At 59.2% G+C, this 15,835-nt stretch carries 11 protein-coding genes; 3 read left to right on the plus strand and 8 right to left on the minus strand.

From position 1 onward, the window contains the following. Positions 1-185, minus strand: a 185-nt coding sequence (locus RBB63_RS20840) for a hypothetical protein (RefSeq protein WP_309387129.1), incomplete at its 3' end; no start/stop codon positions are given. On the opposite strand from RBB63_RS20840, the gene RBB63_RS20845 reads away from it, so the two are divergent. The 3 genes from RBB63_RS20845 to RBB63_RS20855 all read left to right on the plus strand — a co-directional run bounded on the left by RBB63_RS20845 (position 180) and on the right by RBB63_RS20855 (position 8,859). Beyond that, complete coding sequence (locus RBB63_RS20845) at positions 180-1,622, plus strand: UDP-N-acetylmuramate--L-alanine ligase (protein WP_309387130.1); 1,443 nt, start codon at positions 180-182, stop codon at positions 1,620-1,622. The genes RBB63_RS20840 and RBB63_RS20845 overlap by 6 nt on opposite strands. A 69-nt stretch (positions 1,623-1,691) precedes the next feature. Beyond that, a complete protein-coding gene (locus RBB63_RS20850) occupies positions 1,692-3,083 on the plus strand; it encodes a porin (RefSeq protein WP_309387131.1) in 1,392 nt (463 codons plus the stop codon). A 136-nt stretch (positions 3,084-3,219) separates the two neighbouring features. Further along, positions 3,220-8,859 (plus strand): C39 family peptidase, encoded by a 5,640-nt coding sequence (locus RBB63_RS20855; protein WP_309387132.1) that lies wholly within the window; start codon positions 3,220-3,222, stop codon positions 8,857-8,859. 36 nt (positions 8,860-8,895) lie between these two features. On the opposite strand, the gene RBB63_RS20860 is transcribed toward RBB63_RS20855, so the two are convergent. The 7 genes from RBB63_RS20860 to RBB63_RS20890 form a co-directional block, all read right to left on the minus strand. Beyond that, the gene (locus tag RBB63_RS20860; RefSeq protein WP_309387133.1) at positions 8,896-9,420 is read right to left on the minus strand and encodes a cob(I)yrinic acid a,c-diamide adenosyltransferase; all 525 of its coding nucleotides are present in this window, start codon (positions 9,418-9,420) and stop codon (positions 8,896-8,898) included. An 83-nt stretch (positions 9,421-9,503) separates the two neighbouring features. After that, complete coding sequence (locus RBB63_RS20865; protein WP_309387134.1) at positions 9,504-11,015, minus strand: pyruvate carboxylase subunit B; 1,512 nt, start codon at positions 11,013-11,015, stop codon at positions 9,504-9,506. An 88-nt stretch (positions 11,016-11,103) separates the two neighbouring features. Beyond that, entirely contained in the window at positions 11,104-13,476 is a 2,373-nt protein-coding gene (locus RBB63_RS20870) for a heavy metal translocating P-type ATPase metal-binding domain-containing protein (protein ID WP_309387135.1), read from the minus strand. 5 nt (positions 13,477-13,481) lie between these two features. Further along, entirely contained in the window at positions 13,482-13,655 is a 174-nt protein-coding gene (locus tag RBB63_RS20875; RefSeq protein ID WP_309387136.1) for a hypothetical protein, read from the minus strand. Further along, positions 13,639-15,060 (minus strand): cytochrome c oxidase accessory protein CcoG, encoded by a 1,422-nt coding sequence (gene ccoG, locus RBB63_RS20880; RefSeq protein WP_309387137.1) that lies wholly within the window; start codon positions 15,058-15,060, stop codon positions 13,639-13,641. Before ccoG ends, RBB63_RS20875 begins: the two co-directional genes overlap by 17 nt. A gap of 8 nt (positions 15,061-15,068) precedes the next feature. After that, entirely contained in the window at positions 15,069-15,644 is a 576-nt protein-coding gene (locus tag RBB63_RS20885) for a cbb3-type cytochrome c oxidase N-terminal domain-containing protein (protein ID WP_309387138.1), read from the minus strand. Then, positions 15,641-15,823, minus strand: a complete 183-nt coding sequence (locus RBB63_RS20890) for a hypothetical protein (RefSeq protein WP_309387139.1) — start codon at positions 15,821-15,823, stop codon at positions 15,641-15,643. Before RBB63_RS20890 ends, RBB63_RS20885 begins: the two co-directional genes overlap by 4 nt. Positions 15,824-15,835: the final 12 nt, after the last annotated feature.

Below are 15,835 nucleotides of genomic sequence, written 5' to 3' on the forward strand. Positions count from 1 at the left end.
CCTGCGACGCTCAAGCCGCCTTGCTGGACACGAAAAATCACTGCGGCCTGATCGGCCAATCTAGATGAAAAGTGCTCCAGCGGGACGCTGGTGGATTGTCGCAGTGAGGTGAAATCTGGATTTGCGGGCGCGTTGGGAATTGCGCTTGCGGGCGGCTGCGGTTGGAATTTGGGTGGAGCATGCACCTTTACTTTATGGGAATTTGCGGGACGGCGATGGGAAACGTCGCCCTGATGATGCGAGAGCTCGGCCATGAGGTCAGCGGCAGCGACACCGGTATTTACCCGCCCATGAGCGACTTGCTCCGCGATGCGGGCGTCGAGATTTTAGATGGCTGGGACCCCGAACGCCTCGCCGCGCTGAAGCCCGATCAGGTGGTTGTGGGCAACGCCATTTCCCGGGGGAATCCCGAGATCGAATGGCTGCTCGCCACACGGGCTTTGCCGATTGTGTCGCTACCCGCGCTGCTCTCAGAAACGACCCTTTCGACGCGGCAACCGATCGTGATCACCGGCACGCATGGCAAGACGACCACTTCTGCGCTGACGGCCTACATCCTGCGCGAGCACCGCGCCGAGCCGGGTTGGCTGGTGGGCGGCGTGCCACGGGATCTGCCCAACGGCGCTCATGCTGGCGAGTCGGGCCGCCCGTTTGTGATCGAGGGCGACGAGTATGACTCGGCCTTTTTCGACAAGCGTAGCAAGTTCGTGCATTACCAGCCGCGCATTTTGGCGGTCAACAACCTGGAGTTCGATCATGGCGATATTTTCCGGGACTTGGCGGACATCCAGCGCAGCTTCAGCCACGTGATCCGGCTCGTGCCGCGCAACGGCTTCATCTTGTATAATGGCGACGAGGAAAACCTGCGAGCGCTGCTGCCAGTGGACTGGTGCGCGTGCTACTCGGTCGGCGTGGGCAAGGGGTGTGATCTGCGGATCGAAAACTTCAGCGAGGACGTCAACGGCGCCTCATTCACCCTGCGCTGGCGGGGCACAATCTGGCAAAAAATTCAGTGGCCAATGCATGGGCTTTACAACGCCCGCAACGCGGCGATTGCACTGTTGGCGGCGGGGCTGGCGATGAAGCCGGATGACCCGTTTTGCCCGCTCAACGTGGGCGTGCTGGCGAATTATCAAGGCGTCAAACGGCGGCAGGAGTGTCTGCGTAGTGATGAGCAACTCGTTGTTTTGGAAGACTTTGGACATCACCCAACGGCGGTTGCGCAGGTGCTGGAGTCGCTGCGGCGGCGTTACCCGGAGCACCGGATCACGGCGTGCTTTGAGCCGCGCAGCAATACCGGAGCGACCAATGTTTTCCAGGATCGCTTTACGGACGCCCTGGCGCTGGCGGACGCGGTTTACCTGGGGCCGGTGTTTCGCGGTGAGCGCTATGCCGAAGACCGCCGCCTGAACACCGCCGCCATGGCCGACGAGCTCAACCAGCGCGGCGTGTGCAGTGGGGCGTTTGCGGACTTCGATTCGCTGCTGGCGGAATTATTTGAGGCCACACGCACGAAAAACGACCGTCCACGCTGCGTCGTCTTCTTTTCCAATGGCGGATTTGGCGGTATTCATCGCCGTTTCGCAGATGAAATGAGCACATTTAACATTCCCGTAACATAAATGGCATATTGACACTTGATCTGTTACGATTGTTACAAAAGCGTGCGTGTCTGTTACAAAAATCCCAAGATGAAATCCTACGCTAACATTTTCGCAGCAGCCTTGTTCATGGCGGCGCCTCTTTTTGCCGAGGAGACGCCCGTCCCGGAATTATCCGGGGTGATCCCGCTTTCTGAGCTGGTCAGGCAGGGCGTAATCACGCAGGCGCAAGCCGATCAAATCCAGGGCGCCGCGGTGGGCATCGAGCCGCGCGTGGTGTCGAAGTCGCACGTGAAGAAGCTGACTGTATCCGGGTATGGCCAGTTCGCCTTTGCATATGCGACGGGCCATGACGACGCCCTGCCGAACCCGGCCGCGAACAGCGAATTCTACCTGCCGAACTTCATTTTTGGCGTGTCGGCGGATATCGGATCGGGCTTCAGCACGACGATTCAAGCCAACATGGGCGACGGTTTTGCCGCGCGCAACTACCTGGAAAAAGCCTACGTGGAAAAGGAGTTCGAGGACTACGGCAATGTGCAGGCCGGTTTTAAGAAGGCGCACTTTGGCTTCGAGCAATACACCAGCTCGCGCTATATTCCGGCGCCCAATCGCTCGATCGCGACGAACTACTTCACCGGCGGCTTCAGCCGCAGTGGCGCGGGCACCTTTGCCGCGAGCAACACGGGCCTCGGCACGACGCGTCTGGGCCTCGGCGCCCGCCGACTGGGCGTTTACTGGGCGGGCGAAGTGCCGCAGGTGAAGGGCTTTGAATATTTTGCCGAAGTGACGCAGGGCTACCAGAATTTCGCGGCTCCCTCCAACACCGCTTCCCAAAACCACATGGGCTACTCCGGCGGCGTGCAGTATGGCGACAAGTTTTCGAACGGCAAATATGAGTTTGGCGTGAACGGCACCTACATGCCCGAGGGCAACAGCTGGAACAGCAGCTCAGGCCCCCGGATCACGCAGTCCAACTCCATTGGCGCGGTCAACCCCTTTGCGAAGCTGGACTACGGCAATTTCCGCGTGATGGGTGAGTTTTTTGCAGCCAGTGTGGAAAACGGCAAAGCGTCGTTCGTTAATGGACCGGGATCAATCTCCGGCTTGAACAGCGGCGACACGACGCCTTGGGGCGGCACGCTTTACCTGACCTATCTCTGGGGCAAGCTTGAGCCGGTTTTCCGTTTTTCAGCCGTGGATTCCAATGGCGGCGGGGTGAACCCGAGCGTGGTGAAAGCTGGTGTGGCCTTCGGTGGCGCGCAGCCTGGCACGACGACGCTCACGTCCAACGGGCAGGGCTTCTTCGATGCGGCGCAGTCTTACTATGTCGGCCTGAACTATTACTTCCTGGGCACGGACGCCAAGATCGGCGCGGGCTGGGAGCACATCCAGTTCGGCGGTCGTTTCAACGGCACGAGCTTTGGCGGCGCCGACGCGAGCGAAGATGTTATCCGCATCGCGGCGCAGGTGGTTTTCTAGGCCACTGCCGAGTCTGAATTTTCGCAAACTCCGCAGCTTACGTTGCGGAGTTTTTTTATGCCGTAATTTTGTATCATTTTTTATTGAGTCAGCGTGGGGGGCATCCTTTTAATCGACGGACTCCTACGGACCATACATGAAGAACGAGATACCCAAACTGCCGCGCTTCGACCGAAATCATCCGCTTGTTTCTGTGGATCCAACCACGGTCAGCCAGATCGAAGATTGCGCCAACAACGGGCAGTTCATGGATGGCCACGCGCTACTGCAGGAGCTGCCCTCGCCGGTGTTTTGGGAGCAGTCCGATGCACGGTTGTCGGGCTCGTTCATCATCGGGCGACTGGGGGGAGACCGGCTGAGCGACTTGATCGACATCACCACCTACCGGCGGCATGCGGAGGACTCGCGCGCGATCATCCGCATGAACCACATTTGGGCTGACCGCAAGGGCGCGTTTGCCGCGTATTGTAAGCTCCGGGAGGTCGATCCGCTGCAATACGAGGGCGAGGACCGGGCCCGGATTTACCGCGCCCTGTGCTGGCGGAGTTTGGCGTTTAACGACGTTGCCCAGGCCGAAGCTTTGGTGGATCTGGCCTACGAAGCCGATCCGGCGGACGAACGGCATTGGTACGCCAAAGCCTGTATTTCCCACGCCGATGAACAATACGAGCGCACGCTGGAGGAGTCCCAACGCGCCCTGGAGGCTGATGCGCTTTATTTGCCCGCGCGTCATCTGATGGCGACCGCCTATGAGCGTCTGGAAAAGCCCGAGCTGATGGAGTCCGTGCTGCGCGAGGGGCTGAAATTGCACCAGGACGGCCAGCTCGCGATTCGTCTGCTGCGCTTTGTGCGGGAGCTGGATCGCCACGAGGAGGCGCTGGAGCTGGCGCAACAAGTCGACGCCTGGATGCCGCTTCAGGACAAGAATTTCACGCAGTGGCTGCACGGCGAATATGCCGATGTTTACTACGATTTGGGCCGCTATGAGGAGGCGCGCGAGCACGCCGCCCAGGGCAATGAGCATTATTATCAGAAGTTCGCCGAGCGGCTGGGGGCAATGTCCGCGCCGCCGCGCAAAAAGCGATTGCCGGTGGCTTCGGTCCGTCAACTCCGGCGCACCTGCGGCCCGGCGACCTTGGCCAGCATTGCCCGGTATTGGGGCCAGGCAGTGGAGCAATCTGCGATCATCGAGGAGATCTGGCACGATGGCACCTTTGATTGGAAGGAGCGTCGCTGGGCCGAGGACCAGGGGTTTGTGGTCCGCGAATTTCGCGTGACGTGGGAGAGCGCGCAGCAACTCATCGATGCGGGCTATCCGTTTGCGGTGATGACGGCGGGCGCGGATTTTTCCCACCTGCAGGCGATCATTGGCTACGACGCCTTGCGCGAATGCGTCGAGGTCCGCGAGCCTGGCTCGTTCACGCATGTGGATTACATCCAGGAAAAATTCTTTGAAAACAATGCTTGGGTGGGCCCGCGCGGGTTGGTCTTTGCGCCGCCGGAAGAGGCCGACGCCCTCCGGGCGCTGGAGCTGCCCGATGAGGCGCTATACGACCTGTGTTACGCCCTCAACCGCGCCCTGGAGCAGCACGACCGCGGGCGCGCCGTCCAGCTGTTTGCCCAACTGGAAGAGCAGGCGCCGGAGTCCTTCCTCACGCATTCGGCCAGCCGCCTGCTTGCGAATTACGACGCCGACACGCCGCGCGGTCTGGCGGCGGTGCGCGCGCTGCGCAAGGAGTTTCCCGACGCAACGCGTCTGCAGTTATCCGAGCTTTACTACATGCAGAATGAGTGCTCGTGGGCGGAGCGTGTCGAGTTCCTGCAGGCGCTGACCAAGGGCGAAGAGGTCCACCCGACGGTGCGCATGGAGCTCGGTCGTTTGCTAATGGACGACGTGCGTCGCTCGGCCGAAGCGGAAAAAGTCCTTTGGAAATGCCACAGTGAGCACCACGGTTCGTCGGCCGTGATGCAAAGCCTGGCGGACTTGCTCTGGGGGCGCCGCGCGCGTGAAACCGCGTTTCATGCCTACCGGTTCGCCTTTACGCAGGATTATTTGCACGAAGGCCGGGCGCGGTCATTTTTTCAGGCGGCGCGCTTTTTCAAGCGGGGCGAGGAAGCCCTGGAGTTGCTCAAGCAGCGGGTGGAGCGACATGGAAATTCCTCCGGCGAGCCTGCGGTGACGCTGGCCGACATGCTGCGCCTGCTCGATCGTGATGGCGAGGCCATGAGTGTGCTGGAAGACGCCGTGGCCAAGCGCCCGGATGACGCCGATTTGCTGGCCTCGTTTGCCTCGCGCTGCATCGACCGAAACCAGCTTGATCGCGCGGCGCAGCTGTTAGACCGCGCCAAAGGAAAGATTCACGAGATCGGCTGGCTGGAGCTGTCGGCGCGCTTGGCGTCCACCCGCGGCGATCACGAAGATGCGCTCAAGCTTTATGCGGACGCCGTTTCGCGCGATGAGCGCAACGTCAACCTGCAGCGCGCCTACCTCGCCACGATGCACCGCATCGACGGCAAGCAGCAGGTCATCGATTACCTGGACGAGCTGTGTGAACGCTTCCCCTACCACAACGACCTGAACGAGCTGTTCATCAGCTGGCTCAAGGAAACGGACCACGTGAAGGGCGAGGCCGTGTGCCGCCGTCTGTTAGAATTCCACCCGAACAACCACTGGGCGCGGCGGGAGCTGGCGATTGCGCTGGAATTTCAGGGAAAGATTGCCGACGCCATCGTCGTTGCCGAGGAAGCACGGGACAAGGACCGCCTCGCTTCGTCGTCCTACAATGTGTTGGGCGACCTTTACGAAAAGGACGCACGCTTTGCGGACGCCATGGGCGCCTTTCGTCACGCCATCGAATTGGAGGCGGATAACCGGTTCGCCATTGGCCGCTTGGGCGATCTGGCCATTAACCTGGGGCAGGCGCCGGAGACGGTGGAGTTTGTCTGGGAGCAGATCAAAACGCAGACGCTGTTCGGCGACGGCATTTTGGAATTCCGCGCTTATGCCCGGCAAATCCTTCCGCCGGAGGACGTGTTGGCTCGGCTGGAAGATGCGCTCAGCGAGCGCGAAGACTTCTGGCACTGCCATGCGGCGCTGTGCTACCAACTGATCGATATGGGGCGCCTGGATGAAGCGCTCGCCGCTGCGGAGCGTTGTTGCGAACGCTTTCCGCTGGTGCCGGGATCGTTTGGCAACCTGGCCCGGATTGCGAGCGTGCAGGGCAACGCCACGCGTGAAATTGAAGCGCTTGAAAAGGCGCTGGAGATCAACCCGCACTGGGTCGACATGGTTGAGCACCTGGCTGACGCCTACAACACCGCCCATCGCGGAGACGATGAGCTCGCGCTGCTGGAGCGGTCTTTGCGTCTCATGCCCACGGCGCACACGTTGTATGGTTACCTGGCGGCGTGGCATGCGCGAAGGGGCAATACCCAGGCTGCGATTGAGCAGGTGGAAAAAGCGCTCTCGCTTGAACCGACATACCAGTATGGCTGGTCGAGCCTCAACGATTGGGGCGCGCACGACGAATGCGTCCGCAAGGCGCGGGAGTTGACGGAAGAGCGTCCGGGCCAGGCAAATACCTGGCAGATGTTGGCCAATGTGTTGAACCGCGAAGAAGACCGGGCAGAGCGCGAAAAAGCGTTGCAACAAGCGCTCGAGCTGGAGCCCTGGAATATGAACATCGTCGACGACCTGGCGATGCATTTTGCCGAAGTGGGGGATTATGAGCGGGCCATGGCCGTCGCCACGCCAGAGACGCATCGGGACGCCATGCCGTACAACATGATTGGGCGTCAGGCTTGGGTGCTTTGGGAGAGCGGCAAGCGCACCGAGGCGATCGCGAAGATGCGTGAGGTGGTTACGCAAAACCCGAGCTATTGGTGGGGCACGTCCCGACTGGCCGAATGGCTTTCCACGGACAAGCGGGGCGAAGAGGCGCTCGAAGTCGCCCAGGCGATGACCGCGCGGTGGCCCAACAATTACGTATCCTGGGGTTACCTGGGCAAGGTGCGGGGCGAACTCGACCAGACCGAGGAGGCCGTCGCCGCGCTCAAGCAAGCGCTGACGATGGAGCCCAATTACTCCTGGGGCTGGGATACGCTGGAGTCCTACGCCAAGGCCGAGGAGACCGAGGCGCTCGCGCTGGAAATGGCCGAGCGTTGCCCGGGTGAATCGCGCCCCTGGATGATGCTTGCCCGTGCGATGGATGAGCAAAACCGGATCAATGAATGTCTTGAGGCCATTGACCAGGCCTTGCTTCGCGACGCTCGGCTCACCGACGCCATTGACTACAAGGCGGTGCTGCTGACGCGCGCTGGCAAGTTTGACGAAGCCCGCGAGGCTTGTGTGCCGCCCGCATTTGGGGAGGACACGCCTTTTAATTTGCTGGGGCGGCGCGCCTGGGTGCTCGCACAAGAGGGCAAGCTGGAAGACGCCCTCAAGGAAATGCGGGAGATTTGGAACAACTATCCCAACTACTACTGGGGCGGCGAACGCGTGCTGGAATGGCTGCGCGAGCTGGAGCGCTGGGGCGATCTCAGCCGGGAGTCCAACGTCTTTTTTGAACGCTTTCCAGACGACTCGGTGGGCAAGGGCTACGGCGCGATTGCCGCGCAGGAGAAGGAGGCATACGGCGAAGCCAAACGCTTGTTGCGCGAGGCGCTGGAGATCGACGAAGACTATACTTTTGCCGCGAACCGGCTGTTTTTCCTGCACTTCGACTCCGAAGAAACCGTGAAGGCCGAGGAGGTCGCCAACCGTTTCAGCGACGCCTTGGGCGAAGCGCGCGGCATGCTCTTTCAAGCGCTGATCGAAACGCAGCGCAAGCGCTGGAAAGATCTTAAGCAGCAGTTGCCCAAGCTCGCCGTGGAAGAGGACATTCCGCAGGAGCACTTGCGCTACCTTTACGATGCCATGCGTCGGCGCTCCAAAGGCGGCATGCTCATTAAGGCGTTTTCCCGGCGGGCGACCGAAGGCGATATATCGGAGCCTGCGCTGCGGTTGTTGATCGAGGTGAAAGTCGAGCTGAAGCAGCTTGGTTTAGCTTCATTGATCGAGCCGCAGAGTGAAGCATTACAGACTGCCGCGATGCAGGCGCTGTTCTACCACGTGAATGACAGTAATTTAACGTATCGCCAATTCCGCAGGCTGTTCAAAAAGTTTAAGGATCTGGCGGAGCGGGATGGCGTGGCCTGGGGGAATATCGGGCAGTGCTTCGTGGGGCATCGTCGTTACCGGGACGCCGTTGCGTGGATGAGTAATTGGCGTGAACGAGAGATCGAGCTTTGGATGTTGAACAACCTGCTCTTCGCCTACGTAGCGCTTAAAGATTGGCAGTCGGCGGATGAATTAGCGCAGGCGCAGATCCAGAATCGCTCGATTCAATTTGGCTCCGATCACCCGTTTGGCTACCTCGCCTTCCGTTGCGCGCAGGCTGGCAATGTCGATCAGGCCAAGGCGTTGCAGCGCTGCATGTCGGACCCTGATTCCGATTTCTTCCGCTGCCTGACCTGGACGGGGGCCAACGCCCTGATAGCCGTGCATGGTGAAGGATCACGCAAAGAGAAGCGTTCGCAGGCGCGACCCATGCTCAAGGAATTGTTCGATATATCGGCTGATCATCGCTGGTCTCGGGATGAGGCCGCGAACATGATGAGTCTCCTGTTGGATTCTCTGAAACAGCTGGAGCCGAAAACGCGATCTGTCTTCGATGGTTATTACCCGGCGATGATTCGTTTTCGCAGCTTTCTGAAGAAAATAAACTACACCGGATAAACCTTACTTTGCGATGCAAAGTATTTCCGCGTGGCTTTACCGGAGGCAGTCTCGACCGAGAAGCCACAGGGCGTCGGCCAACCGATTTAAATATTGTAAGAGCAGGGGGCGCACAACGCCGCCTTTGGATTGCAAAGTAACAACCATGCGCTCGGCGCGGCGACAGGTGGTGCGCGCTTGGTCAAAGAAGGCCTGAGCAGCGTTTTCCCCAGGCAGTATCCAGCCTTCGAATCCGCCGGCTTCGCTTTCGAGCGAAGTAATCAGCTCGTCGATTCGGGCCAGGTTTTCCTTGGTTATAGGATGTTTGGATTTTTCCTGATAGCGCTGTTGGTCGGCGTTGTCGGTGGCCAGCTCGGCCATGAGGCTGATCAGCTCGTGTTGGGTAGCGAGAATAAACTCACGTGCTCGGCTGCCGGCTGCATGAGCGCGGCAGAGCCCGAGCGCGGAGTTTAACTCATCCACCGTTCCATAGGAGACGACTCGCGGGTGGTCTTTCGCCACTCGCCTTCCAAAGACCAATGATGTGGTTCCCTGGTCGCCTCTTTTGGTTGCGATGGACATCTCTTTCTTACTACTGCTACTACTACTGTTATACTACTACTACTTTATTCGGGGATATCTTCGAGGGGAAGACGGCTAGAAAATTATAATTCTTCAACGGCTACTTCGAGGCGCTTTCCGTCGATGGTGAGCGCGTATTGGCGGGCGTTGGCGGAAGGCGCTACAGCGGGTTTGGCGGGCGCCGGTTCACTTGGCGCGGCTGCCTGAGTTGTCGCTGGGGGTGCAGTTTCCTTGGGCTGGTTTTTGTTTTTATAATGCGTGGCGAGCTGCGCGGGGAACATTGCCTGGATGACGCAGTGTTCGTCGTCGTCGGGGATGCCGGCGTCTTGCAGTTGCTTGCGCAGATCAGCCATCATGGTGTGGTTGGAGCCGGGGGCGTCGACTGGGCGGCAGGTAATGGGGTCCTTGCCCGCTTGCTTGGCGGCCAGCTTTTGAATCTCGGGATTCACCGGCGCGGGGGTGACGCCGTAATAGCCAAGTGCGATGTCCGCCGCCTGCGGGGAAATTTGTTTCCAGCGGCCGAACTTCACGTTGAGGAACGCCTGCATGCCGACGATCTGTGAGGTCGGCGTGACGAGTGGAATCCAGCCCAACGCTTCGCGGACAACGGGGATTTCGGCGAAGACTTCATCGAACTTGTCCTCCATCTTTTGCTGCTTTAGCTGGTCGCGGAAATTGGACAACATGCCGCCAGGCACTTGGTAAAGCAAGGTGTCGCTGTCGACGATTTCGTTGGCGTGCGAAGTGAAGGCGGACAGTTCTTTATACACGCCGTTGAGGTGCGCGCGGATGCGGCCCAGGCGTTCGTAATCTTCCTTGGAAAAGTCCGGGCAGCGCGCATGTTCTTTCAGCAGCGCGAGCATGCGCACAGTGTCAGGCTGGCCGGTGCCATTGGCGAAGGGAACCACGGAGCAGTCGATGGCGTCGACGCCGGCGTCGACTGCTGCTAGGTAAGTCGGCGCGCCAAGGCCGGCGGTGTCGTGTGTGTGAATCCACACCGGAATTTTGATCTGCTTTTTCAGGCCTTTGATGATTGCCTGGGCGTGGATGGGCGGGATGAGGCCGGCCATGTCCTTGATGACGATGGCGTCACAGCCCATTTCCTCCAGCTGGCAACCAAGCTCGATGAACTTAGCCGTCGTGTGGACGGGGCTGGTGGTGTAGCAAATCGTACCATGCGCCTGCTTGCCCGCAGCCTTGGTGGCCTGGATCGCGGTCTGCATGTTGCGCGGGTCGTTCAGCGCGTCAAAGATGCGGAAGATGTCCATGCCGTGCTTGGCGGACATGTTGATGAACGCCGTGACGACCTCATCGGGAAAGTGCGCGTATTGGACAATGTTTTGCCCGCGCAGCAGCATCATGTGCGGGGTCTTCGGGCAGGCTTTTTTCAGGGCGTCAAGGCGGTCGAAGGGAAACTCATCCAGAAAACGGAGTCCGGAGTCGATGGTGGCGCCGCCCCAGGTCTCGAGCGCGCCAAAACCGATGGCGTCGAGGTCCTCGCAAACCGGCAGCATCTGCTCGGTCTTCATGCGTGTTGCGGCGAGGCTTTGGTGGCCGTCGCGCAAGACGTTGTTGTTAAAGATTACTTTTTCCATCGCGGTAGGTGTATTAGGAAATCGAATATTAAGCGCCGCGATGATTCAAGTAAATTATAAAGAAAAATGCGCGTATTACGGGTGCTTATTAGCTACTTAACCAACGCCATGGCACGAGCAGCGTGACGATGGAGCTGAGCGGCATGAGGATTGCGGCGAGCAGCGGATGCATGGCGCCCGCCAGACACAGCGAAACCGCGATGACATTGTAAACGATCGCCAGGGCGAAGATCGCGCTGACTGCTTGCTTCCGCTGATGGGCGACGCGCAGGAGGTTTGGCAGGCAACTGATGCTGCGGCCAAAGAAGAAAAAGTCCGCCGAGGCTTCGAGCAAACTGCGGTCGACAATCGGCGCGCCGCGGCAGATCGCGCGGTCGAACGCCAGGCGATCATTGGCGCCGTCGCCGATCATCATGGCGGAGTCGGGCGCGTACTGGCCAATCCAGTCTGCCTTTTGATCGGGCGTGCATTGAGCGCGCGCCCGTGGGGAATCGATGCCGAGCAGGTGCGCGATGCGACCAACGCTGTCTTGCGCGTCGCCGCTGAGGATTGCGATGTCGTACTGCTTCCGTTTCAACCAGTCAATGGCCTCGCGGGCGTCGTCGCGGATGTCTTCCTCGAATTCAAAAGCGGTGATGATTGTCCCGTTGCAGCGGAACTCCACGGTGCTTACTTTGCGTTGCAAAGTTTCTGGCTGATCGTTTGTCGGATGCCAGCCGGGCTTGCCCAAGCTCCAGTGCTCGCCAGTGTCCGAGCAGAAATAAACGCCTTGTCCGACAACTTCTTTGACGGCGTGGGATGCGCCTTGCAACTGCAGCGAGGGATAACGCAACAGCAGACTTTCGCGAATGGAGCGCGCCACGGGGTGCAGGTTGTTTTCCACCAGTTGATACAGCGAAAGCGCGGCGTTTGCACTAAGCCGATCCAGGATGTAGGCGTTGAGGAGGCGCGGTGTTTCCAGCGTCAGCGTTCCAGTTTTATCAAAAACGATAGTGCGCACCTGGCGCAACCGCTCCCAGATGCTGTGGTTGCGAACAAAGAGCCCGTCGCGTCTTAACTTTGTCTGGCAAAGTTCATCCGTCATGGGCAGCGCAACGCCGAGTGCGCAGGGGCAGGATACGATGAGGACTGAGATGAAGACCTGTAGCGCGTTGATCATACCGCCGCCCGCGATGAGCCAACCCAGACCGCCAAGAACGGCAATGCCCAAGACTAGCCCGATGTAAATTGTGAGCACGCGTTGCAGGCGCTTGGTGTGGAAGTTATCTTGTGGCGCTTCCAACAGACGGGCGAGAAGGCTGTCTTTCCAAGACTCTTCGGCGGTCATCGCCACGGCAGCCAGGCCAACGTTGATCGCGCCAGCGGGGGCGGTTTGTTGCGCCTTCCAGGCGACCGGTTCAGGTTCGCCATTGATCCATTCGAGGCTGAGGGATGCGTCGGTGTGCAGGCGTGAGCTGACGGGGTTTAACTCGCCGGGGGCCACCATATACGCGTCACCGCGTTTGACGTTTTCAATGGGCTTGCGGGCTCCGTCTTCGGCGCCACCGTAGATCGTGACGTATTGGTTCTCAGCGTGGCGCTTGTTGAGGTGCTGGCGATTTTTCTCCAGAGCAAACTCTTGTAGCCAGCGCCCCACCAGCATCAGGAAGACGAACGTGGCGACGAAATCGAAATAGATCAAGTTAGCGGCGCCAGCCAGCCATCCGAGCATGGAGCCGAGGTAGGCCACGCCCAAGCCCAGTGCAATGGGGAAGTCGATTGACAATACTTTGTGTCGCAAAGCTTGCGTAGCGCGCTTGAAGAAATAACTGCCGCCAAAGGTCAGGCTGAGTGTCGCAAAGAGCGCGCCGAGCAGGTTAAACAAAGGCGCGAGAAAGTAATCAGGCTCCATGCCGAGATAACCCGGCAGCGTGAACAGCATGGTGTTGAGCAGAAAGAATCCGCAGATGCCGATGCGGTAGGCGACATCACGCGAGACGTTGGCTTTCTCGCTCTTGTCTGGCTCGGGGACGATTTCATAGCCCAGCTTTTGTAGCTCGCGGGCGAAGTTAGCCGCGTCGAATTGACCAACGTCCCAGCGCGGGCGGATGGCGCCACGACGGGCGTCAATGTGGATCGTGCGCGCGCCGGGCTGAGCGGCGAAGATTGCTTCGATCAACCACACGCAGCCCACGCAGGAAATGCCGCGCACGCCAAAGCTGGCTTCGACACATTGCCCCGTCGCCTCGCTTTCGACTTGAGTGATCGCTTCACTGAGCCAGGTCGTGTCCACGTTTCGAAACGCACGTGAGCCGACCGGCGGCGTGGCTTGGCCGCCCTTTAAATCATAGAATCGCGTGAAGCCCACATCGTGCAGCAGTTGATACACATAGGCGCAACCATGGCAGCAAAAGCGCTCGCTGTCCTTTGGGCTGAAGGGCGTGCCGCAGTGGTCGCAATGCGTTTTGCTGGTGGTGGCCATGTTGATTATTCTGCGTGGTTACTTTGCATTGCAGAGTTTTCGAGCGGCACGGTTTCAGTCGGGTTCTTCTTGGCGATGATGATGAGCGTGGTCCATGCTGCGATGAGCACGATGAACGCGAGTGTCACGGGGATCCAAAGTGACAGCTTGAATTTCTTGGCTTTATTTGGCTGCTTCATGCTCTTGGAAAAGTCTGGGGTCGGGGCCGAGGAATTCGGTTTCGCGGGTGATGATGGCTTCGCCGTCCGCGCTGAGCAGTTCGATGGTCACGGGAAACTTGCCCTGATAGTCCGCCTTGCTGATGGTGACAACGATGGGTTGGACAACTTCCCCCATGGCTTCAACGGGCACGGGTTTATCGGCGCCATCCACGGTTACGTTGTGGCCAGGCGCAGCGGCGATGATGGTGTAGGTTTGCTCGCTGTCCTGCTTGTTGATGATGCGCACCATGTATTGGTTGCGCAGGCCGGTGTCGGTGATGAAGTAGGGCGAGCCGGTCATGCGGACCACGTTCATATTGGCGCTCTTGAGCTTCGTGGCGGAGAAGGCCATGGCCGCGAGTCCAAGCAACATGAGGAAGCCATAGAGGAATAAGCGAGGGCGGATGATGCGCGTCTTTTTACCGCCAAGGCCGTTCATGGAGTCGTAGCGAACGAGGCCTTTTTCGCGGCCAAGTTTGCTCATGATGGCGTCGCAGGCGTCGATGCAGTTTGCGCAGCCGATACACTCGATCTGTAAGCCTTGGCGAATGTCGATGCCGGTGGGGCAGACTTGCACGCAACGACGGCAGTCAATGCAGTCGCCGATGTCGGTTTTCTTCGCTGGGCCGCGTGGTTCGCCTCGATTTTCATCGTAGCCGATAACAATGGAGTCGTCGTCGATGAGTGCTGATTGCAGGCGGCCATAAGGGCAGATAACGAGGCAGAGTTGCTCGCGGAACCAGGAAAAATTAAAGTAAATGACGGCCGTGGCAATGAGCACAAACAGGAAGGAGCTCCAGTGCTCCAGTGGGCTGTGCGTCATCCACGAATAGAGCTGCCGGATCGAAACAAAATACGACAGGAAAATGTGCGCGATGAGTAATGATACGCCGATAAACAGCGTGTGCTTGATGACGCGCAGCGTGACCTTGTGCGAATCAAAATCCTTTTGGTCGAGTTTTTTGCGCGCGTGATGGTCGCCTTCGATGAGGCGCTCGATGCGCCGGTAAACGTGCTCCAGGAAAACGGTTTGCGGGCAGGCCCAGCCGCACCAGATGCGGCCGAAAAGCGCTGTGACCACATAGAGCGAGAAGCCAAGGCCGGTGATGAAAAAGAACGCCATCCACATGTCCTGCGCAGCAAAGGTCAGGCCGAACAAATGGAAGCGCCGCTGGGCGACATCGAGGAACACTGCCGGGTAGCCATTGATGGGAATCCATGGCAGTGCGATGTAAACCAGTATCAGCAGGACGGCGGTTACTCTGCGAAGCAAAGTAAACTTGCCGCTCACGTCCGCCGGGTGCAGGAAGAAGCGCGAGCCGTCCTGATTGATCGTCGTGACGGACTCGCGAATCGGCTTCTTGTTGCTGGCGGTTGCGGCCATTGATTCGATTAGTTTTGGCCGGCTTGGCGAAGTGTGGCTTCGTCGTTCTTACTCATCACGTAGGCGACGACTTCGGTGATCTGCTTTTGGCCAAGCACTGGACCCCAGGCCTGCATGCCCTTGTCGGGAACGCCGTCGAACACGGTGATGTAGATCTCGGAAGGCTTGGCTCCGTGGACCCATTCGCCGTCCACTAGGTTGAAGCCGATGCCGCCCTTGAGATCGGCTCCGTGGCAGGGAATGCAATTGGACTGGAAGATCTTTTCGCCTGCGCTGACAAACGTGGCGTTCTGGCTCATGTCCCAGAACAGGTCATTGTTCGTTACGTCGATGGAGTTCGCGAGCCTGATGGCGTCGATCTTTTTCATCTCGGACTCAACGCGCTCGGCGTTACTTTGCGATCCAGAGTAATACTGTGTTACGAGGAAATAACCGGCTGCAAAGATGATGGCGCCATAGAGCGTGATGAGCCACCAGCGCGGCAGGCGTTGGTCATACTCCTGAATGCCGTCGTAGGTATGATCCTTGAGGATCACGCCTTCGGGCAGGTCTTCCTGTTTTACGTTGGATGTGTCGTGGCTCATGCTCTTGGTTCAGCTTCCTGGTTGTCATCCTCGAGGGGAAGATTGCCCATGTGTTGAACGAAATCCTTCTTGAAGCAAAGGGCGCGGACCGTGATGGCGATGAACACGCCAAAGGTCAGCCAGAAGGAAAGAACGGGGACGATGTTGGTCCAGTTGTCGTAAACGATTCGCTTGAACATAACGGTGCTGGG

The organism is Cerasicoccus frondis (assembly GCA_031296915.1).
Lineage (GTDB): Bacteria > Verrucomicrobiota > Verrucomicrobiia > Opitutales > Cerasicoccaceae > Cerasicoccus > Cerasicoccus frondis.